Consider the following 19,693-nt stretch of genomic DNA (forward strand, 5'->3'; position numbering starts at 1 on the left):
GACTTTTGGCACGCTGTTGAGTTCTCAAGGAACGGACGCTTCCTTCAAATCCCTCTCAGGACTCTCCGGGCTTTTCCCTCCGGTCTTGCGTTTCCGACTCTATCAGATCCTTTCGGGCCTGATTCCCGGTCGAAATCGGGATTGTCTTTCCGGCCCCTCGGCCGTTCCGACGTTTCAAACTCTAGCGGATTTCCTCGGCGACTCATAATCGAGTCTGCGAAATTGATTCCGGCATGCCGAAATCGCTCCCGTTTGAGGAGAGTGTTGCTGAGTTTGGTTGCCGCGTGCGCGGCTGGAGTGGTCATCGAAGAACCGTTACGGCCCCGCGACAACTCGAAGAACCTTACGGAAGGATGAAGTCCGTGTCAACTTCCCCCTGCGACCCAGCCGTCTCAGCGTTCTCACCTGCGGATCTTCGCCATCAGGACCTCTCGCACCGCCGCCAGAAGCTCGGGGAGTGAGGCGCAGGACCGACAGCGCGGGCTTCGACATGCGCCCCCGCGAGTACCGGCTCGCTAGTCCAGATCGGTGAGTCGCCCGCCCGCGTCCGGCTGGGTGTGTTCGACCCTGCGCAGTACGCGGATCAGGAGCTCCCCGAGAACTCCCCGCTCGTCCGCCGCGAGGTCCTGGAGCAGGTCCTCCTCAAAGCTGGATGCCATGCGCATCGCCTCCAGCCACTTGGTCCGCCCCTCGTCGGTCAGTTCGACGATCACCCGGACGCGGTTGTTCTCGTCCCGATCGCGAGTGACCAGCCCTTCGTTCGCCATGCGGTCGATGCGATGGGTCATGGCCGCAGGGGTGAGACCCAGCCGCTTGGCGAGTTCCCCCGGGCCCATTCGATAGGGGGCGCCGGCGAGCACCAGGCTCTTGAGGACCTCCCACTCGGCGTTGCTGATCCCGAGGGCGGCGACCTGCCGTCCGTAGGCGACGTTCATGCGCCGATTGAGCCGGCCGAGCGCCGAGACCACTTTCTCGACCTGTGGGTCCAGGTCTCCGTACTCGCGCTGGTACGCGGCGATCTGCTCGTCGAGGGTCGGCTCAAGGGTCGGGCCGGTCGCTGCTGGGCCTTCGGGGCTCGCGTTAGGCATACGCCGCAGTATCGCATGTGCCTCGTTGGCATTGAAGTCCTTCCCTGTGTACTCTTCACTGTCGAATTTTATTGTTGAAGTCTTCAGGCTTGGGCCTACGAGTGTTGAGGCAGGTGAGTGTGACCAGGGTGATGGGTGCAGCGATGCGCCGAATCCAGGCAGGTAGCGCGCTGAGCGCGTTCGGACTCGGTTTTACGGTTCCGTACCTCTACGTCTATGTGGCGCAGGTGCGGGATCTGGGGGCGACGACGGCGGGCATCGTCCTGGCGACCTTCGCCATGGCCGCACTCGTCGCACTCCCCTTCACCGGGCGGACCATCGACCGGCGAGGTCCACTGCCGGTACTGGTCGGCGGCTCGCTGCTCGCTTCCGTCGGGGCCCTGTCCATCGGCCTCGCGAACAATGTGACGACCGTCGTGCTCTCGGCCGCACTGCTGGGTGCCGGTACGGCCGTCATCCAGCCGGCGCTCGCCACCATGCTCGTGTGGTGCTCCGACGCCACCAGTCGTACGCGCGCCTTCGCCATGCAGTTCTTCCTGCAGAACCTGGGCCTCGGTCTCGGTGGTCTGATCGGCGGGCAGCTCGTCGACAAGAGCCGACCTGACAGCTTCCTCCTGCTGTTCGGCATCGAGTCGGTGATGTTCCTGGTGCTCGCCGGAATCGCCTTGACCGTGCGGATCCCCCGTCCGGCGCCCATGTCGGGAGCACCCCAGATCGACCCCACGGCGAAGGCCAAGGGTGGAATGCGCGCCCTGCTCGGACACAAGGCGATGGTTCAGCTGTCCGTCCTGGGCTTTGTGCTGTTCTTCGCCTGCTACGGACAGTTCGAGTCCGGTCTGGCCGCGTATGGCACGGAGGCTGCCGGAATCGAGCCGTCCACCCTGGGATCGGCGCTGGCCGCCAACACCGCGGTGATCGTGATCGCCCAGTTCGTGGTCCTGAAGTTCGTCGAGCAGCGCAAGCGGTCCCGCGTGATCGCAGCGGTCGGGTTGGTGTGGGCGGTCGCCTGGGTCATCGCCGGCTACGCAGGGCTGGGGACGAACAGCCAGACGATGGCGACCGCGGCCTTCATCACCACCTATGCCCTCTTCGGACTGGGTGAGGCGATGTTGTCGCCCACCGTGGCACCGTTGGTCGCCGATCTGGCGCCGGAGTCGATGGTCGGGCAGTACAACTCGGCCTTCGCCCTGGTCAAGCAGCTCGCCCTGGCGCTCGGCCCGGCCGTGGGCGGCCCCATGGGAGCCGCGCTGCACGGGCCGTACATCGTGACGTTCGTACTGTTCTCGCTGGGCATCTCCGTGCTGGCCGTACGACTGGGTCGCGAATTGACTCCCGTACAGAACCAGCCGTCGCTGGCCGTGAAGTCGCGGGTCGTGGCGCAGCACAAGGCGGTCGAGCCGGTGGAGGTTGTGGCCTAGAGGGTGTCCGTCGGCTGCCGCGTGTCAGCGGGGCAGTGCGAACTCACACCAGACGGCTTTGCCGCCGCCAGGCGTACGGCGGCTCCCCCAGGACGAGGCGATCGTCGCGATGATGGAGATGCCGCGGCCCGCCTCGTCCTCTGTTTCGGCCCGACGGCGGCGCGGGAGGTGGTCATCGCCGTCGGTCACTTCGATGATCAATCGGCGATCGGTTCGACGGAGCCGCAGCCGCATGGGCGGGGTGCCGTGCTGGAGGGAGTTCGCGACGAGTTCACTGGTGGCGAGGACGCCGAGGTCGTGCAGTTCGGAGGAGAACCGCCAGGACGCGAGCACTCCGGAGGCGAACGCCCGGGCCCGTGGCGCCGCCTCCTTCCCTCCGAGCAGATCGAGGGCGGCATTGTGGAACAGCTCCGCGGAGACTCCCTTGCGCGCGGGGTGCTGAACGACGAGAACGGCAGCGTCGTCGTCGTGTTCCGCGGTCACCCCCATCGCCCGGAACAGCCGGTCGCACATGACCTGAGGTGTGCCGCTCGCTCCGGACAGGGCGCGCTCCAGCGCCGCCACCCCTTCGTCGATGTCCTCGTCGCGACGTTCGACGAGCCCGTCCGTGTAGAGGACGGCGGTGGAACCGGGTGGCAGGGCGATCGTGCCCGATGTGTGGAGCCAGCCCCCGGTGCCGAGCGGCGGCCCGGTCGGATCTGCCGCGCGACGGACCGTACCGTCCTCGTCGCGGACCAGTACGGGCAGATGGCCCGCCGACGCATAGACCAGCTGCCCCTCGTTGGGGTCGTGGACCGCGTATACGCAGGTGGCGATCTGGCTGGCGTCGATCTCCGCGGCCAGGCCGTCGAGGAGTTGCAGGACTTCGTGCGGTGGTAGGTCAAGCCGGGCGTAGGCGCGTACCGCGGTGCGGAGCTGGCCCATCACGGCAGCGGCACGGACCCCGCGCCCCATCACATCGCCGATGACGAGCGCGGTGCGCCCGGCGCCGAGCGTGATCACGTCGTACCAGTCACCGCCGACGGCGGCGTCCACGCCACCGGGCTGATAGGTCGCGGCGATACGCAGGTCGTCGGGCTGTTCGAGGTCCTGGGGCAACAGGGAGCGTTGGAGCGTCACCGCCATCTCGCGCTGGCGGCGCTCACTGGCCCTCAGTCGCTCGGCGGCTTCGGCATGGTCGGTGACGTCGGCGGCGAAGACGCAGACTCCGGTGATCTCACCGGCCCGGTCCGGGTGCTCGATGGGCAGACAGGTGACCGTGTACGAGCCACCGGTGTGGACCCTGCGCGATTTGATCGTGCGCGGCGTACCGCTGCGCAGTACCTGGTCCATCAGCGGGGGCAGGCCCAGTTCGGTCAGCTCGGGGCAGACGTCGACCGCGGGGCTGCCGATCGGGCGCGGGCCGAATGCGGTGGTGTACGCGTCATTCACATAAGCGACGCGGTGCTCCGTGCCATGGGTCAGGGCGACCAGCGCGGGCAGTCGACCGAAGATTTCCCGGGCGGGGAAGTCCTCCAGGGCCGGGAGAGAGGGGAGAGAGTCCGGTTGTTGATCACTGTCCCCGCGGGCGGCCGGGACCGATCCCTCGCCGCGGCTCTCACCCCTGCTCTCGGTGCGCTGGGCTGGGCGCGGAGGCGCCGTGGAGATCCCGCGGTCGTTCCTCCGCGAGGCGGCGCGGCGCTGCGTACCGGGGAGCCTTGCGCTCCAGCGCGTGAAGTTCACTGACTTTCTGGCCTCAATGGTTGTCGGCAAGGGTCACGGGGTCACTCTGTGCAGATGTGAGCCCACCTATGGTCACACGTCCCGTGTGTCCGGACGGACTGACCGGGGGTGTCGGCCAGCCGTCCATATGGTTCCGGCCAGTGCCGGAATTGCATGGCGGCGAGCCGACGCCTGAGTGTCGGATCGAGCGGGTGAGCTGCGGGTCAGTCGTCCCGGTCGGTGGCCGGCGGCGGCTCGTCCGAGGGGCGGGGTGACCGTCCGTGGTCGTCGGCAGGACGTCGTGGTTGGTTCTGCGCGGAGTCCGGCGACGGGTCGGGGTCCCCCCCTCGTCCGGCTCCGTTTCTGCGGTCGGAAGCTGAACTCGGGGGCCGGTCGGCCGGCGGGGTGCCACGGGTGCTGCCAGTGCCGCGGGTTGGGCCCGGTCGGTCGCCGCCGTGCGATCCGCGCGGGGGGTGGTCCGGACCGTGGCCGGGTCGCCTTCCTCCGGCGGCCACCTCGAACTCGGCGCGGGGGTGCTCAAGGGAGCCGAGGGAGACGATCTCCCGTTTGAAGAGTCCGGCCAGGGTCCATTCCGCCAGTACGCGGGCTTTGCGATTGAAGGTCGGTACCCGACTGAGGTGGTACATCCGATGCATCAGCCAGGCCGGGTACCCCTTGAGCTTGCGGCCGTAGACATGGGCCACGCCCCGGTGGAGACCGAGCGAGGCGACGGAGCCGACGTACGCGTGCGCGTACTCCTTCAACGGTTCGCCGCGCAGTGAGGCCACCAGGTTCTCGGCGAGGACCTTGGTCTGGCGGACCGCGTGCTGGGCGTTGGGCGCGCACTCGGCGTCCGGTGCCTTCGCGGTGACGTCGGGCACCGCGGCTGCGTCGCCGGCGGCCCAAGCGTGTTCGGTGCCTGCGATGGTGAGCTGCGCGGTGCACTGGAGCCGCCCGCGGGCATTGCGCGGCAGATCGGTGGCGGCGAGCACGGGGGCCGGTTTCACACCCGCGGTCCATACGACGGTACGGGTCGGAAATCGGCTGCCGTCACTCAGTACGGCGACACGGTTCGAGCAGGAATCCAGTCGGGTCCGAAGACGTACGTCGATATTGCGCGAGCGCAGCTCGCGAATGGCGTACTTCCCCATCTCCTCACCCACCTCGGGGAGGATTCGATCGCTGGCCTCGACCAGAATCCACCTGAGGTCTTCTGGCTTGATGTTGTGGTAGTAACGCGAGGTATAGCGCGCCATGTCCTCTAGTTCACCCAATGCCTCGACACCGGCATAGCCGCCACCGACGAAGACAAAGGTGAGTGCGGCGTCCCGGATAGCGGGATCGCGGGTGGAAGAGGCGATATCCATCTGCTCGATCACATGGTTGCGCAGCCCGATGGCCTCTTCGACGGTCTTGAATCCGATCGCGTAGTCGGCGAGGCCCGGCACCGGAAGGGTGCGGGACACCGAGCCGGGCGCGATGACGAGTTCGTCGTACGGGACTGCGACGGCGCCCGTACCCTCCTCGGCGCTGGCCAGGGTCGTGACGGTCGCGGTGCGCTTGGCGTGGTCGACGGCGGTGACCTCGCCAATGAGAACGGTGCACCTGTCCAGGACCCGACGCAGTGGAACGACGACGTGCCGCGGGGAGATGGACCCGGCAGCCGCTTCCGGGAGAAAAGGCTGATACGTCATATATGGCTCGGGTGTAATCACCATGATTTCGACGTCGCCACGTGCAAGCTCCCGTTTCAGCTTTCGCTGGAGATGGAGTGCCGTATACATCCCGACATAACCACCGCCGATGACGAGAATGCGCGTGCGGTTGGTTCGCGCGGCCGGCGGGGAACCGGGGGCCGGGTCCTGGGAGTCTGGAGCCTTCACCATCCCATGACGCAACGGTCCCCGGCGTTTGTCCACAGGCGCGGCAAATTGTGTGACCGGAAGCTTGGGGGGCGCGTGCTCCGGAAGGGTGTCGAATGAGGGGAAAGGAGCGCAGGTCAGGGAGGGCGCAAGGGGTGGTGCGAGGGGGCGTAAACCGGAGGCTTCCGGTCCTTGCTCCGATCGGGGGGCGCTCCGTGCGGAACTACCCTCTTCTGAATTGACCCGGGCTCAACTATGTTCGTACCTCGTCGGGGTGCTTGGCCAAGGCTCGCCCGACAGACCAGGCGGGGAGGTCTCCGGGGGGAGACTCAGTGACCGGGGGAACATGTATGACCATTCAGGATTCACATTGGCAGGCAGCCGTTCCGCAGACCGCGGACGGCCATGTACACGGCGGGCATCAGGCCGAACTGCACGGAGCGAACAGCGGGAACGGACGGTTGGCAGCGGGCGGTAGCAGCCGCTCGGCGCCGCTCCGGGTGGATGCACAGCGCAATCTGGAGCACGTGTTGCGAGCCGCTCGCGAGGTCTTCGGCGAGTTGGGCTACGGAGCGCCGATGGAGGACGTGGCGCGCCGGGCGAGAGTCGGCGTCGGCACGGTCTACCGCCGGTTTCCCAGCAAGGACGTGCTGGTGCGCCGAATAGCCGCGGAGGAGACCTCCCGGCTGACCGAGCAGGCGCGCACGGCACTTGGGCAGGAGGAGGAGCCCTGGTCCGCCCTGGCTCGCTTCCTTCGTACGTCGGTGGCGTCGGGTGCGGGGCGGCTGTTGCCGCCCCAGGTCCTGCGGGTCGGTGTCGACGCGGAGGACGCGGCTGAGGCGACGTCAGATGAGGCTGGTTCAGCGGCCACCGCGGCCCTGCGGGACGAGGCTCGGGTGCCTCACCAGCGTTCCGGGGCCGAGGAGCCGATTCCGGCTGTCGAGCGGAGCGGGCTGGCACAGCCCGACCTGCGAGTCGTCGGACAGCGTTCCGTTCCGGCCGGCGAGCGGGAGGACGGCGGAGCCGCCGACCTCCTGGAGGTCGTCGGCCAACTGGTCGACCGGGCCCGGGCGGCAGGCGAGCTGCGCGGAGATGTGACCGTGGCAGACGTGCTGTTGGTGATAGCCACGGCCGCGCCCTCACTACCGGATGCGGCTCAGCAGGCGGCGGCCTCCGCTCGGCTGCTGGACATTCTGCTGGAGGGGCTGCGGCCTCGGTAGGACGAACCGGCGGCATGCGGGGGCGCGGTGGAGTCGCTGTCGGCCCCTGCATGGCATCCCGTCCACGGTGGCTTCCGAGTGCAATGGACCCGGTTGAGGGGTGTTCGACCTCAACCGGGTCACATCGAGGGCACGGGTGGACGCCTTCCGGAGCATCACCGCTTTCAGGCGGGATGACGCGCACGCCATATGAGGCTTCCAGCCAGGGCCCATCAGGAACGGGACGGGCCCTGCGACCGGGCACATCTGCTCGGGTCGAGTGATCGGGCACGGGGTCACGGGTCGCGTAGTCAGCTAGGCACGGGCCTTGGGCTCGGTCTGGTCCGGTTCCAGCTGGTCCAGTTCCGGTCGGCGATGAGGTGACCCCCGTCGATCTATTGGTTCATCGCATCACCATGAACCCCGAATCTTCTGGATCTCGCGGATCTCGCGGATCTCGCCGCTTTACCAGGGCTTCTGATGCCTCGACACCCACCCGATGGCATCAGGGTTGTTCGCCTCTTCGAGGCCCGAGGGGGTTTGCCTGCGCTCGGCAGCCATGGACGCGGACCACTAAGTCAACAGAACGCTCTGCCATCCCGCCATCCCGCCATCAGGGTCCGGGCTGGCTGTTGCCCTCGTGGCTCGACCGAGGTTCTGCGCTCGAATCCTCCAGGCGCCCTGGCTAGAGCATGGATTCGGTCAGATCTCCCCGGATGAGTGGTTGAGCACCATGCGGGCTTGGTGTGCTCTCGCCGTATGGCACGCTTGCCCGGTGTTCGGGTCTGAGGGTGCTGACGGGGGCTTCCGTGACGAATAAGGGCTTCCGCGATGAGTGGTGACAGTCGAAGCGCGCGGGACGAGCCGGACGGCGGTAGCGAAGAAACCGAACGCGGGGGACTGCCCTCGGGGCAGGTTCCCGAACAAGGCGGGCGCAGGCGAAGCCCGTCCGGAGCGTCCAGCAACTCCATCCCGAGGACACCGGCTGCCCCGGCTGGCGGCGGGCCGGCCGACACCCCCGGCGCAACCGGTCCCAACGCTTCGAACTCCACAGGGGACCAGCCAGATCCGGGAGCTGTCGACACTCCGAGCCCTGTCGACGTTCCGAGCTCTATCGACGTTCCAGGTGCTGTGGACGTTCCGGGTTCCGTCGAAGCGGGTGGGCGCGGTCACGTCGTACCCAACCAAGGGCCGAGCGGACCCAAGCCGGACGATTCAACCGCCTTCAGTTCCGCACGGGTACCGCATTTCCCTCCCAACACACCCCCCGCCCCTGGCACTCCCCCGCCCTCCGGCCCGCCCACCGACGTCCCACCCGGACACGGTTCAGCTCCGGGCCTCGGCTCGCCATCCGAGGCGGCGGCGGTGGAGCATGCCCTGGCTCGGTCCGGCGCGGACGGTGAGATCCATGCCGTGCCCAGCCAACGCGAGGGCGGTAGCAGCGGACTCGATTCCGTACTGCCCCCACCGCGCGAGGCCCCGCCCTCCGACGCCGATCTGATCCAACGGATGCGCGAGGGCGACGACGGTTCCTATGCGGAACTGTTCCGGCGCCACTCAGCCGCGGTCAGGCGGTACGCGCGCACCTGCTGCCGGGACGCCCACACCGCCGACGACCTCACCGCCGAGGTGTTCGCACGGACGCTCCAGGCCGTCCGCGGAGGTGCCGGACCGGAGCACGCGGTCCGGGCGTATCTGCTCACCACGGTTCGACGCGTCGCCGCGACCTGGATGAGGAGCGCGAAGCGAGAGCAGCTGGTCGACGATTTCGCGGTGTTCGCGGCCGAGGCGGCGCGAAGCGCCGTGGTCACGGCCGACGCCGCCCTCGATCTCGGTGCCGATGTCCGCGCCATGCACGAGGCAGAGCAGTCGCTGGCCATGCAGGCTTTCCGCTCACTGCCCGAGCGTTGGCAGGCGGTCCTTTGGCACACCACTGTCGAGGAGGAGTCGCCGAGCGAGGTCGCCCCCCTGTTCGGACTCACCGCGAACGCCACCGCGGTGCTGGCGAGTCGAGCCCGCGAAGGGCTCAAGCAGGCGTACCTCCAGGCGCATGTGAGTTCCGCGCTGACGTCCGGTGGGGACTGCGCTCGCTATGCGGACCGCCTTGGTGCGTACGCCCGTGGTGGGCTGCGGATGCGTGCCGAGTTGGGGCTGCGCAAACACCTGGACGACTGCGTCAAATGTCGGCTGGCAGCAGGCGAGTTGGCACATGTGAACGCCGGGATTCCCGCGCTGCTCCCGATCGCGGTCATCGGTTGGATCGCCGCCGGGTACTCGGTCAAGGCGGCCGGAGTCGTGGCGGGTGGAGCAGCAGGAGCCGCGGGAGCCGGTGCCGCGGCTGCCGCGACAGGTGGTGCGACGAGCGGTGGCTCGGGTGCTGCTTCCGGCGGCGCGGTGCTCTCCGAGGGGTTGGGCGCGCCGGCCAAGGCAGCGATCGCAGCAGCGGTGGCGGTGGCCGCCACCGCCGGGCTGGTGTGGGCGTTCGCGGGCGACCCCGAACCCGTCGCCCAGAAGGCGAAGCCGCCAGCCGTGCGGCCGGTGGCACCCCCGCCACCGGCAGCACCCCGGCCGGCGCCGTCGGCATCCCCCCGGCCCACTCCCAAACCACCGGTGAAGGCATCGCTCAAGCCCGCGCCCAAACCGACTTCCCCCGCCCCCGAGCCCCCCGCTCCCGTGAAGGTGACGCCTCCCCGGCCCTCGCCCGAGAAGCCGAGTCCGACACCGTCACGCAGCCCGGCCCCACGCCCGACGCAGTCACCGACGCCCCGGCCGAGCCCCACCCCCACTCCGCCACCGGAACCGGAGGTGTACCAGCTCAATGAGCTGGAGTACGGGGTGGTCGGCGACGGGAGCGGCCCCGAGGTGCGGCTGAGCGAGAGCAGTTGGCTCTGGCAGCGCAAGAGCATGAAGATCGGGGGCACCTGGTACGGCCATGGGGCGACGGTCCACGGCAGGTCTTCCGTGCTCATCGACCTCAATCGCAGCTGCTCCAGCTATGCGGCGTTGGTGGGGGTCGACGACATGACCATGAAGCTGGGCGCGGTGCGGTTCTCCGTCTACGGGGACGGGGTGCGGCTGTGGCGTTCCTCAGTGGTCCGTGGTGGGGACGCCGCCGTGCCCGTGCGGGTTTCGCTCACCGGTCGAAAGACGATGCGACTGGTCGTGGAGCCTCAGACGGAGTTCGACAGGGTAACGCTCGCCGATTGGGCGATGTCCCGGATCAGCTGCCGCTGAACGGTCCGGGCTGTCGAGGGGCGCCGCACCCGCACGGTCGACCTCGGCCCCGGTACAGCTAGTGCAGCAGTACAGCTAGTGCAGCAGTGCAGCAGGCTACGAGCGCAGCGTCGGTCGTGGGGGGACGCCGCCCGCGACCGCGCGCTGTTTGGGTGCCGCCGTACCCGTCCAGCAGGTGCCGCGCCGTGACAGCAGACGGCGTAGCCACAGTTCCGTCGAGACCAGGTCGGCCAGACCGTCGAGCGGCAGGGGTTCGCCTTCGGACGCTGCGCGCAGCGCCTTGCGGACCACTCGCGCCTCCACCAGTCCCGCATCGGCGAGGAGGGGTGCGTCGAAGAGGGCCATCAGCTGGTGCAGCGAGACCCTGAGGCCCTTGCGGGCGGTCTCCGCCGAAGTGGCCTGGGTGGTGACTCCCCAGCCTGCGGGCAGATCGTGGATGCCGGTGCTGGCGAGGACCGTACGGAGGATCTCGGCCCGGGCCCCGGGGCGGACCCTCAGAGACTCGGGGAGGTCGCGGCAGGCCCGTACGACCTGGTTGTCCAGATAGGGGGCGTGGAGGCGCTGGCTGCGGACCTCCGCCGCCTGTTCCAGGATGCGTTGGTCGTTGGCGTGCCGAGTGAGCGCAGCCCGTGCCCTCGCCTCACCGGGGCGCTGCACCGATATGGGGCGGGTCGCCGCCTCCATCAGACGAACCGATACTTCAGCGAGCGCCTCGCCCGTCAGCCAACGCGCGGCGGGCCCGGGGCGGGACCAGGTCAGGGCGTCGAGGGAGGCACCGAGCGGACCGATGCCGTTCTTGCCGCGCACTCCCTGGCGGTTGGCTTCGACCAACCGGTCGGCCGCGGTCTCAAGCCCGGTCCGGTACGGGGTGCGGGCGAGTCGTCTGGCGGCTCGATAGATCGTCAGGGGGATGAAGATCGACTTCGGCGAGGGGCCTTCGGCACGGGCGAGCGCCGTCACCGGCCGCAGCAGATGGCGTCGTTGTCTGTCCAGCAGCAGATCGGCGAGGCGGGCGGGGTGGGCGTCGAGGACCTGGCGCGCGCCCGCGCCGGTGAAGTGGTCGGCGCTGCCCGAAGCGAGGCGTCCGCGGTGTCGTTCGGCCGTCACCAGAGACGGCGCCGGTTCGTCCGTCAACGGACCGTTCTCCAGGCCGGCGTAGGGCAGGCCCTCCTCCCCCGCTGCGACCACGACATGGTGCAGACGGGGGTTCTCGGCGATGGCCCGGGCGCGCTCCAGTTCGGCTTCCCGGCCCTGCTCGGTGAGGTCGTTGTACGTGAGGGCGAGCAGTCGTTCGCCCGCGCCTGCCCCGTGGCCGATGACGGTGCCCGGGACCCCGGGCAGTCCGGCAGCGAGCAGGGCCAGTGTGCTGGACGCGCTGCCCCCGGAGAGGTCGGCACCGATTCCGGGTGCGGGCGCGCCGCGGCGGGCGCGACGGTCGGCGGGCCCCATACCCGGTACGGGCCCTGGGTCCTGCGGCAGCATTTCGGGGGCGTGCCGGGGAGCGGTCAGTCGGGCGCGTACCGCTTCGACCAGGGCGTCCCGCACACCGTCGACCGCGCGCTCCGGATCGATCTGCGGCCCGGCTACGGCGAGGGAGGCGACGGGCTCGTATCCGGTGATCTCGCGGGAGCCTTCGCGCAGGATCAGGGCGTGCCCGGGCGGAATGCGCTTGACCCCTTCGTACGGGGTGGAGTCGCGCAGGGCTTCGGGGGTTTCGGGGCAGGCGAGGAGCGCCGCGAGGTGGCCGATGTCGAGTTGGGCCTCGATGAGGTCGGCGAGCGGGAGTGCGGCGGTGGCGTAGGCGGTGCCGTTGGCCCACGGTGTGTAGAAGACGGGTCTCGCTCCGGCGAGGTCCCCGACGATGGTGATGCGTCGACCGGCCTGGACGACGGCGGTGTAGCTACCGGGCCAGGCGGTGAGGTGGCGGAGCGCACCGCCGCGGGCGGAGATCAGTCCGGCGCGCAACTCGCTGTCGCTGGCGGCGCAGCAGCCGAGGATGGCGAGTCTGGCGATGGGTGCTTCGCTGAAGCCCGGCGGCGCCTCGATGGTGACGATGCGCACCTCGTCGGGGCGCCAGTCGCCGACGGCCCAGAGCGGGTCCGGGTCGCCCCAGAGCAGTTGGGAGCCGACGGGATGAACGGATCGGCCTTCGTGGGACGGTCCGACCGCCCCTGCCGTACCGAAGTTAGCGGCGATACTGCTCCATCCCACCAACCACCGCATCGCCGCCTCCACAGGCTGTGGACAAAACATGATCCGTCAGGCCCGGTCGGGCCCTGCCGCACCGGAGCACGCTACGCCCGGGTCGAGGTGTCTGCCAGGGACAACGACCCGGCGGACGTGCCGCCCGGCAGTGAACGGATGGGCCAGATCCGGCCCTCGGGTTCGCGCCATACCCGGTCCAGGACCATGTCACACCTGCACCAGGACCATGTCACATCCGCCCGTTCGGGAACATGCTGCCACGAGACGGCGCAAGGAAACGGCTTCAGGTAGCACCAGCAAAGGCGAACGGACGCCTGAAAGAGTGGATTTGACGCCAGTTCAGCGGGAAGCGGAATACTCACGTCATTCCCATGACTTGATAAATGGGACAAGTCCGACAGTCGACATTCGGCCAACTTCTCCGAGACGGAAGGCAGCAGAAGACGCCCTGTCGAGGCCGTCGCGCCCCAGGAAATCGGTCCCATGACAGTGTCGCTATCTAGCGGCATATGACACTGCTTGTTCCGACATCGCCGAAGGCCCGGATATGCAAGTCCGGGAGGCGGTGTTCGCCTCCCGGACCGCTCCGCCGCCCGCGGGGATTGAAGGCGGCAGTGTCCCCCAGCCCGCTGGTTCCAGTACGCAGCGGGCCGACCCACGCAGCACTCATGGAATCGCTCCCGCCAGTATCGCGGCCAGAGCGCACACACAGGCGCACGGCCACACGGCCGGGGCACAGCGAGAGCACACTGCGCGCTACCGGCGCCCACCGGTAGCGCGACGGCGCTGCTCCAACGCACAACAATCTCGCCATCCGGAACACCGCCCCTTAACGGTCGGGATGCAGCGAACTACGCTGGGTTTACTGATGTCCTCACCCGAGGGGCACAACCCAACAGGCTCCGCCAGGCACTTTTGCAACCGGGATCGTACGCGGGACGAGCAGTGCCGCTGACGGGATCCGTGCGCAGCGCCGCGATCGACATGCGCCAAGAACCGCGTGTCGGCCGCGTCATGTGCCGGGGGCGAAGGGCAGCCCACCGGGGAAGGACTCAGTACGAATGCCGTGCGCCGAGCAGCGACACGGCGGCCGTCTGCGTGTCGAGGGGTGGGGCGCATGTCCAGGGAGCAACGCGGGCCGAACGAAAAGCTCGGCACCGTTCTCGCCCTCGCGGGAATCAGCAACGCCGGCCTCGCCCGGCGCGTCAACGACCTCGGAGCACAACGGGGTCTGACCCTTCGCTACGACAAGACGTCCGTCGCCCGATGGGTGTCCAAGGGCATGGTGCCGCAGGGCGCAGCACCCCATCTCATCGCGGCGGCGATCGGCGCCAAACTGGGGCGTCCCGTACCCCTGCACGAGATCGGTCTCGCGGACGCCGATCCGGCTCCCGAGGTCGGGCTCGCCTTCCCTCGCGACATCGGCGCGGCCGTGAAGTCGGCGACCGAGCTCTACCGGCTGGATCTCGCGGGGCGGCGGGCCGGCGGCGGGGGCATCTGGCAGTCGCTGGCCGGTTCCTTTGCGGTGAGCGCCTACGCCACTCCCGCCTCCCGTTGGCTGATAACGCCCGCGGACCCGTCGGTGGAGCGGCTGCCCGGTACGACGGCCGGAGCAGCGGCGGGCGGTGCGGAGGTTCCCTTGGAGGACCCCGTCGCCCGCGTGGGCCACAGCGACGTCGCCAAACTGCGGGAGGCCGCACAGGATGCCCGCCGTTGGGACTCCAAGTACGGCGGCGGCGACTGGCGTTCGTCGATGGTCCCCGAGTGTCTGCGGGTGGACGCCGCCCCCTTACTGCTCGGCTCCTACTCGGACGAGGTGGGCCGGGCCCTGTTCGGGGCCACCGCCGAGCTGACCCGGCTCGCCGGCTGGATGGCCTTCGACACCGGTCAGCAGGAAGCGGCCCAGCGCTACTACATCCAGGCGTTGCGGCTGGCCAGAGCCGCTGCGGACGTACCGCTCGGCGGCTATGTGCTGGCATCGATGTCACTTCAATCCATCTACCGCGGCTTCGCCGACGAGGGTGTGGACCTCGCCCAAGCCGCCCTGGAGCGCAATCGCGGGCTGGCCACCGCGCGCACCATGAGCTTCTTCCGGCTGGTCGAGGCGAGGGCCCATGCCAAGGCGAATGACGCGGCGGCGGCCGGGGCGGCTCTGAAGGCTGCGGAAGGCTGGTTGGAGCGATCCCGGGACGGCGATCCGGACCCGTCCTGGCTGGGTTTCTACTCCTACGACCGCTTCTGCGCGGACGCCGCCGAGTGCTATCGGGACCTCAAGGCACCCCGTCAGGTGCGGCGCTTCACCGAGCAGGCGCTGTCCAGGCCGACCGAGGAGTACGTCCGCTCCCACGGGCTGCGGCTCGTGGTCAGCGCGGTCGCCGAGTTGGAGTCGGGGAACCTGGACGCCGCCTGTGCGGCGGGCACCCGAGCCGTGGAGGTCGCCGGCCGCATCTCGTCGGCGCGGACCACCGAGTACGTACGGGACCTGCTGCACCGGCTCGAACCGTACGGGGACGAACCGCGCGTGGCGGAGTTGCGCGAGCGGGCCCGTCCGCTGTTGGTGGCCCCTGCCTGAGCGTCTTATGCAAGGCTCCTGCACAATTCGGCTGAGGGAACGGTTGCGGGGACGACCGACTTTCGGGTCGTCCACCGCGCTCTTGAACCTCCGGATGTGAAGATCGCCTTGGTTCGGGACGGTCGGATCACATTCGACTGGTTCTGCCGGTTCAATCTGGTGTGATCTGTTGGAAGATCCGGTCGGGTCCTTCGGACGCGCTCGGGCCTGCTCGGGCGAGGGCGAATCGGGCATCAGGCATCAGGCATCGGACCAGCGCGTACGACCAGAAGGTACGACCAGCAAGTACGACCAGAAGGTACGAACGTCAGGACGGTCGATCGCACGATCACCGTCCGCACCGAACCGATCGAGTCGATCACATGGCTCGCTCAGGTCTTGGGACTCCGGGGTTCTGGTCCGTATGGTCCAGTGACCAAGGCTAGGGCCATCTGGACGCGACGGACGGATCGGCCCAGGATCAACGTGGGCGCGGGTGCCCGGTCAAGGTTCGGTGCATTCCCCGTGGGCGACCGCGGGGAGCCAGCCGCCCATGACGGCGGCTCCCCGAGGCTGACGGGTGCCCTATCGGGGTGGGAGGTGGCGTGGTGATGGTGTTGTCCGAGCGGGACTTCGACTGCGATGTGCTGGTGGTCGGCGGCGGAATCGTCGGCCTGTCCACCGCTTACGCGGTGACCCGCGCCGCGCCGGGCACCACAGTGATCGTCCTGGAGAAGGAGCCCGGGACGGCCCGCCATCAGACCGGGCGGAACAGCGGCGTGATCCACAGCGGCATCTACTACCGGCCGGGATCCCTGAAGGCGCGCTTCGCGGTGCAGGGCGCGGCCGAGATGGTGTCGTTCTGCGCCACGCACGCCATCGATCACCAGGTCACCGGCAAGTTGATCGTGGCCACCGGTCGCGATGAGCTGCCCCGGTTGCACGCCCTGGTCCAGCGCGGCAGGGAGAACGGCATTCCGGTACGGGAGCTCGGTCCGGCCCAGATCACCGAGTACGAACCGGAGGTCCGTGGGCTCGCCGCGATCCATGTGGAGACGACGGGGATCTGCGACTTCGTCGGAGTGGCTGACCGGCTGGCACACGAAGCGTCGCAGAACGGCGCGGAAGTCCGCTGCGGCGAAGAGGTCGTGGCGATCGACCGCCGACCGTGGGGGGTGGCGGTGAAGACCTCCTCGGGGTCCGTTCTGCGAGCACGGGCGATGGTGAACTGTGCGGGGCTGTACTGCGACCGGTTGGCACAGCTCGCGGGCGACGACCCCGAGATGCGGATCGTCCCCTTCCGAGGGGAGTACTACGAGCTGACCGACCCCTCACTCGTCCGCGGCCTGGTCTATCCGGTACCGGATCCCGCCTTTCCGTTCCTGGGAGTCCATCTGACGCGCGGCGTCGACGGAGGGGTTCACGTGGGACCCAATGCGGTGCCGGCACTGGCCCGTGAGGGGTACGACTGGTCGACGGTACGGCCGCGGGAACTGGCCCAGACCCTGGCCTGGCCGGGCTCCTGGCGGATAGCGGGCAGGCACTGGCGGTACGGCGCGGGCGAGCTGCACCGCTCCTGGTCGACCTCGGCCTTCACCGCAGCGGTCCGCAGACTCCTGCCGGCGATCACCGAAGCCGGGCTGCGCCCCACCGCGGCGGGGGTCAGGGCCCAAGCGGTGCTCCGCGACGGCACCCTGGTGGACGACTTCCTGATCAAGGAATCCGTCCGTATCGTCCATGTGCTCAACGCCCCCTCCCCGGCGGCGACCGCCTCCCTGCCCATCGGCCGGGAGGTGGCCCGAAGGGTGCTGGCGCAGCTGTGATGTCCACCACGACGACGGTGGCGGGCGCTCCGGCCCGGCTCGGACCGGGCAGCCGCGACCGACGGGTTCGGCGATACCAGGCCGTGCACGGGGCAGGGACCCGCTGCCGGACAGCAGCCGCCCTGGGCCGCCAACGGGAGCAACGACCCAGGAGCAGCGGCAGGAGCGGCGCCCGGGTCCGGTGGGGAGTGGCCGAGGGCAGTGGGCAGCCGGGGAAGGGCACGTAGAATCGGCTCATTGTGTCCGAGCTTCGCCACCAGAACCCCAGCGCTCCCACCCCTCTTCGCGACCGCAGCGCGCCGCGATTTCCCGGTGGGCCCATCGCCGACCCCGCCGGCTCCCACCACGAACGGCGCATCCGCAGCTTCCAACCGCGGCGCAGCCGGGTCACCACCGGGCAGGGCGATGCGCTGAAGCGGCTCTGGCCCGACTGGGGCCTGGAGATCGACGGGCTTCGCGTCCTCGATCTGGTGGCGGTCTTCGGCGGGCTGCCGGTGGTCCTGGAGATCGGCTTCGGGATGGGTGAGGCGACCGCGCAGATGGCCGCCGCCGACCCCGGGACCGGGATACTCGCCGTCGATGTGCACACCCCCGGACAGGGAAATCTGCTGGGTCTCGCGGAGCGGAACGGGCTGTCCAACATCCGAGTGGCCAACGGTGACGCGATCATCCTCCTGCGGGAGATGCTCGCCCCGGACGCCCTCGACGGGGTGCGCGTCTACTTCCCCGACCCCTGGCCCAAGTCACGGCACCACAAGCGGCGTCTGATCCAGCCGGAGTTCCTCTCCTTGGCGGCCCAACGGCTCAAGCCCGGTGCGGTGCTCCACTGCGCCACGGACTGGGAGCCCTACGCCGAGCAGATGTTGGAAGTGCTCTCGGCACACCCGGACTTCGAGAACACCCAGCAGGACGGCGGGTACACGCCCCGGCCCGCGTTCCGGCCGTTGACCCGTTTCGAGTCGCAGGGGCTGAACAAGGGTCATGCGGTCCACGACCTGATGTTCCGCCGGGTCGAACGGATCGCGTCCCGGGGCGTCTAGCCACTCAGGGCCCGCTGGCCCCGGCCCGAACCGAAGCGTCAGATACTGCGCTTCACCGCGGTCGCTGCGGGCACTTCGGTGCTCATCCCGGGCCGTGCGACTGCCTGGCCGGGCCGTCCCCCTCCGGTGCTGTCGGTCGCGGTGTGCTCGGTGCTGACCGCGTCGCCGTGGCGGCGTCCTTTGTGCGCAGGCCCACGATCAGCGCCGCGGCCACTGCCAGATGCATCAGGGCCAGCGCTGTCCGGGTGCCGCCGTCCATGCCGTCTCCGGTCAACGGCAGGAAGGACAGGGCCAGTACGGCGACGGCCACGCCGGTCCAGAGGGCGCGGGCGCGCCGCAGCCAGAACCGCTCCAGGACGACCAGTAGTCCCCAACCGGCCAGGGCCGCCAGTAACGCGGCCAACACCACCGCCACCGCGCCGATGTCGAGTGTCTGCTCACCGTTGACGATCCGCAGCCGGTGCCCCAGTACCGGGTCCGCGACCAGCCACACCAGGAGTGGTGCCAGGACCGCGAGGCCCATGACCCCCCAACGTCCTCTGCGCGCGCTCACTTGGCGCCACCCCCGAGCGCGCCGTGGAGGAAGACCTCCACCAGTTCCTGTGTGGCCAGGTCCGGCTCGCCGTCCGTACGCGGCTGGGTGAAGAGCAGCCCGAAGAAGAGGGCCGCGATCTGCGTCGGCGGCCGGCGCAGCGTGGCCTCGTCGGGCTCCAGGAGATCCGCGAGCGCCTCGCAGATACGGGTCGTCGACTCATTGCGGGCCGCGCCGCGGACCGTGCCGGGGTGCTTGCCGCCTCGGTGCCCGAGTGAGCCGGCGATCGCTCCCATCCGGTCCAGGTGCGCCTGTAGCGCCTCGGCCGCCTCTGCGAGCCGGTCGGGCAGCGGCTGGGATACGTCGATGGCCCCGAGCTCGCGGATCGCGTGCTCGGGGGAGAACGCCTCAGCCAGGCATGCCTGGAGCAACTCGTCCTTGTCGGCGAAGACCCGGAAGATCGTGCCCTCGCCGATGCCCGCGGCGCGGGCGATCTTCGCGGTCGTCACGGCGTCGCCGTACTCGGCGATCAGCGGGATCGCGGTCTGGATGATCATCGCGCGCCGCTGCTCCGGCAACATACCGGGTGCGCGACGGCGGGTGGTCTGGTTCTCCTTGGGTGCTGTCATGCCAGAAGATTACGGAGTGAGCCCTCACTCCGTCAATGAGTGAGGGCTCACTCCGACCCCTTTCCTGGTGCTCGAATCGTCATCAACGGCAGCCCACCAACATCCACGACTACGGCTGGAGCACGAGGGAGATGCCCTTTCAGATCAGGCTGGTTACCGGGACCTGGTTGCCGGTTCCTGAAACAGCATCGCCAGGTGTCACCGCCCGTCGTTAGGGTCGTTGGGTGTCCGAGCCGCTCCCCCAGCACCAGCAACCACATCAACAGCCCCACCCCACCGCCCATCCGCCGCCGCGATGGGGGCCGGGGTCAGGGCCGCCCGGAGCTGCTCCCACACCCCCGTACACCGACCCGGCACCAACCGGCACCCCGTACCCGCCCGGGCCTCGCGCAGCGCACCCCACCGGGCAAG

12 protein-coding genes are annotated in these 19,693 nt (G+C 69.3%); 6 read left to right on the forward strand and 6 right to left on the reverse strand.

The features are described from left to right. Positions 1-515 precede the first annotated feature (515 nt). The gene (locus tag ACFXJL_RS04525) at positions 516-1,088 is read right to left on the reverse strand and encodes a MarR family transcriptional regulator (protein ID WP_358880911.1); all 573 of its coding nucleotides are present in this window, start codon (positions 1,086-1,088) and stop codon (positions 516-518) included. A gap of 143 nt (positions 1,089-1,231) precedes the next feature. Between ACFXJL_RS04525 and ACFXJL_RS04530 the strand changes: the two genes are divergently transcribed. After that, positions 1,232-2,506, forward strand: coding sequence for an MFS transporter (locus ACFXJL_RS04530; RefSeq protein ID WP_358880910.1), 1,275 nt, complete (start codon positions 1,232-1,234; stop codon positions 2,504-2,506). Positions 2,507-2,530: 24 nt separating this feature from the next. On the opposite strand, the gene ACFXJL_RS04535 is transcribed toward ACFXJL_RS04530, so the two are convergent. Next, positions 2,531-4,228, reverse strand: coding sequence for a SpoIIE family protein phosphatase (locus ACFXJL_RS04535; protein WP_384690298.1), 1,698 nt, complete (start codon positions 4,226-4,228; stop codon positions 2,531-2,533). 203 nt (positions 4,229-4,431) lie between these two features. After that, entirely contained in the window at positions 4,432-6,093 is a 1,662-nt protein-coding gene (locus ACFXJL_RS04540; protein WP_384689188.1) for an FAD-dependent oxidoreductase, read from the reverse strand. Between the two features lie 326 nt (positions 6,094-6,419). On the opposite strand from ACFXJL_RS04540, the gene ACFXJL_RS04545 reads away from it, so the two are divergent. Further along, a complete protein-coding gene (locus tag ACFXJL_RS04545; RefSeq protein WP_358880908.1) occupies positions 6,420-7,289 on the forward strand; it encodes a helix-turn-helix domain-containing protein in 870 nt (289 codons plus the stop codon). Between the two features lie 1,344 nt (positions 7,290-8,633). Further along, positions 8,634-10,502, forward strand: a complete 1,869-nt coding sequence (locus ACFXJL_RS04550) for a sigma-70 family RNA polymerase sigma factor (protein ID WP_384642334.1) — start codon at positions 8,634-8,636, stop codon at positions 10,500-10,502. A 96-nt stretch (positions 10,503-10,598) separates the two neighbouring features. Here ACFXJL_RS04550 and ACFXJL_RS04555 read toward each other — a convergent pair whose 3' ends face one another. Continuing rightward, positions 10,599-12,725, reverse strand: coding sequence for an asparagine synthase-related protein (locus ACFXJL_RS04555; RefSeq protein WP_384689191.1), 2,127 nt, complete (start codon positions 12,723-12,725; stop codon positions 10,599-10,601). Between the two features lie 1,099 nt (positions 12,726-13,824). On the opposite strand from ACFXJL_RS04555, the gene ACFXJL_RS04560 reads away from it, so the two are divergent. From ACFXJL_RS04560 to trmB, 3 genes are all read left to right on the forward strand, one after another. After that, positions 13,825-15,279, forward strand: coding sequence for an MFS transporter (locus ACFXJL_RS04560; protein ID WP_358880905.1), 1,455 nt, complete (start codon positions 13,825-13,827; stop codon positions 15,277-15,279). A gap of 590 nt (positions 15,280-15,869) precedes the next feature. Then, positions 15,870-17,081, forward strand: coding sequence for an L-2-hydroxyglutarate oxidase (lhgO, locus tag ACFXJL_RS04565; protein ID WP_384690301.1), 1,212 nt, complete (start codon positions 15,870-15,872; stop codon positions 17,079-17,081). A gap of 239 nt (positions 17,082-17,320) precedes the next feature. Next, positions 17,321-18,121 carry a tRNA (guanosine(46)-N7)-methyltransferase TrmB gene (trmB, locus tag ACFXJL_RS04570; RefSeq protein WP_358880904.1) on the forward strand — a complete coding sequence of 267 codons (801 nt, stop codon included), beginning with the start codon at positions 17,321-17,323 and terminating at the stop codon, positions 18,119-18,121. Between the two features lie 82 nt (positions 18,122-18,203). Here the strand turns inward: trmB and ACFXJL_RS04575 are convergent, their stop codons facing one another. Both ACFXJL_RS04575 and ACFXJL_RS04580 read right to left on the reverse strand, forming a co-directional pair. Beyond that, positions 18,204-18,674 carry a DUF6069 family protein gene (locus ACFXJL_RS04575; protein ID WP_384689195.1) on the reverse strand — a complete coding sequence of 157 codons (471 nt, stop codon included), beginning with the start codon at positions 18,672-18,674 and terminating at the stop codon, positions 18,204-18,206. Continuing rightward, positions 18,671-19,282 carry a TetR/AcrR family transcriptional regulator gene (locus ACFXJL_RS04580; protein WP_384642347.1) on the reverse strand — a complete coding sequence of 204 codons (612 nt, stop codon included), beginning with the start codon at positions 19,280-19,282 and terminating at the stop codon, positions 18,671-18,673. The genes ACFXJL_RS04575 and ACFXJL_RS04580 overlap by 4 nt, the downstream gene beginning before the upstream one ends. Between the last annotated feature and the right edge of the window lie 411 nt (positions 19,283-19,693).

It is taken from the genome of Streptomyces sp. NPDC059256 (assembly GCF_042753785.1).
Classification (GTDB): domain Bacteria; phylum Actinomycetota; class Actinomycetes; order Streptomycetales; family Streptomycetaceae; genus Streptomyces.

Coding starts and splice junctions, on each gene's coding strand:
- ACFXJL_RS04525 (WP_358880911.1), bottom strand. CDS start 1,088: ATGCCTAACGCGAGCCCCGAAGGCCCAGCAGCGACCGGCCCGACCCTT.
- ACFXJL_RS04530 (WP_358880910.1), top strand. CDS start 1,232: ATGCGCCGAATCCAGGCAGGTAGCGCGCTGAGCGCGTTCGGACTCGGT.
- ACFXJL_RS04540 (WP_384689188.1), bottom strand. CDS start 6,093: ATGGTGAAGGCTCCAGACTCCCAGGACCCGGCCCCCGGTTCCCCGCCG.
- ACFXJL_RS04545 (WP_358880908.1), top strand. CDS start 6,420: ATGACCATTCAGGATTCACATTGGCAGGCAGCCGTTCCGCAGACCGCG.
- ACFXJL_RS04555 (WP_384689191.1), bottom strand. CDS start 12,725: ATGCGGTGGTTGGTGGGATGGAGCAGTATCGCCGCTAACTTCGGTACG.
- ACFXJL_RS04560 (WP_358880905.1), top strand. CDS start 13,825: ATGTCCAGGGAGCAACGCGGGCCGAACGAAAAGCTCGGCACCGTTCTC.
- lhgO (WP_384690301.1), top strand. CDS start 15,870: ATGGTGTTGTCCGAGCGGGACTTCGACTGCGATGTGCTGGTGGTCGGC.
- ACFXJL_RS04580 (WP_384642347.1), bottom strand. CDS start 19,282: ATGACAGCACCCAAGGAGAACCAGACCACCCGCCGTCGCGCACCCGGT.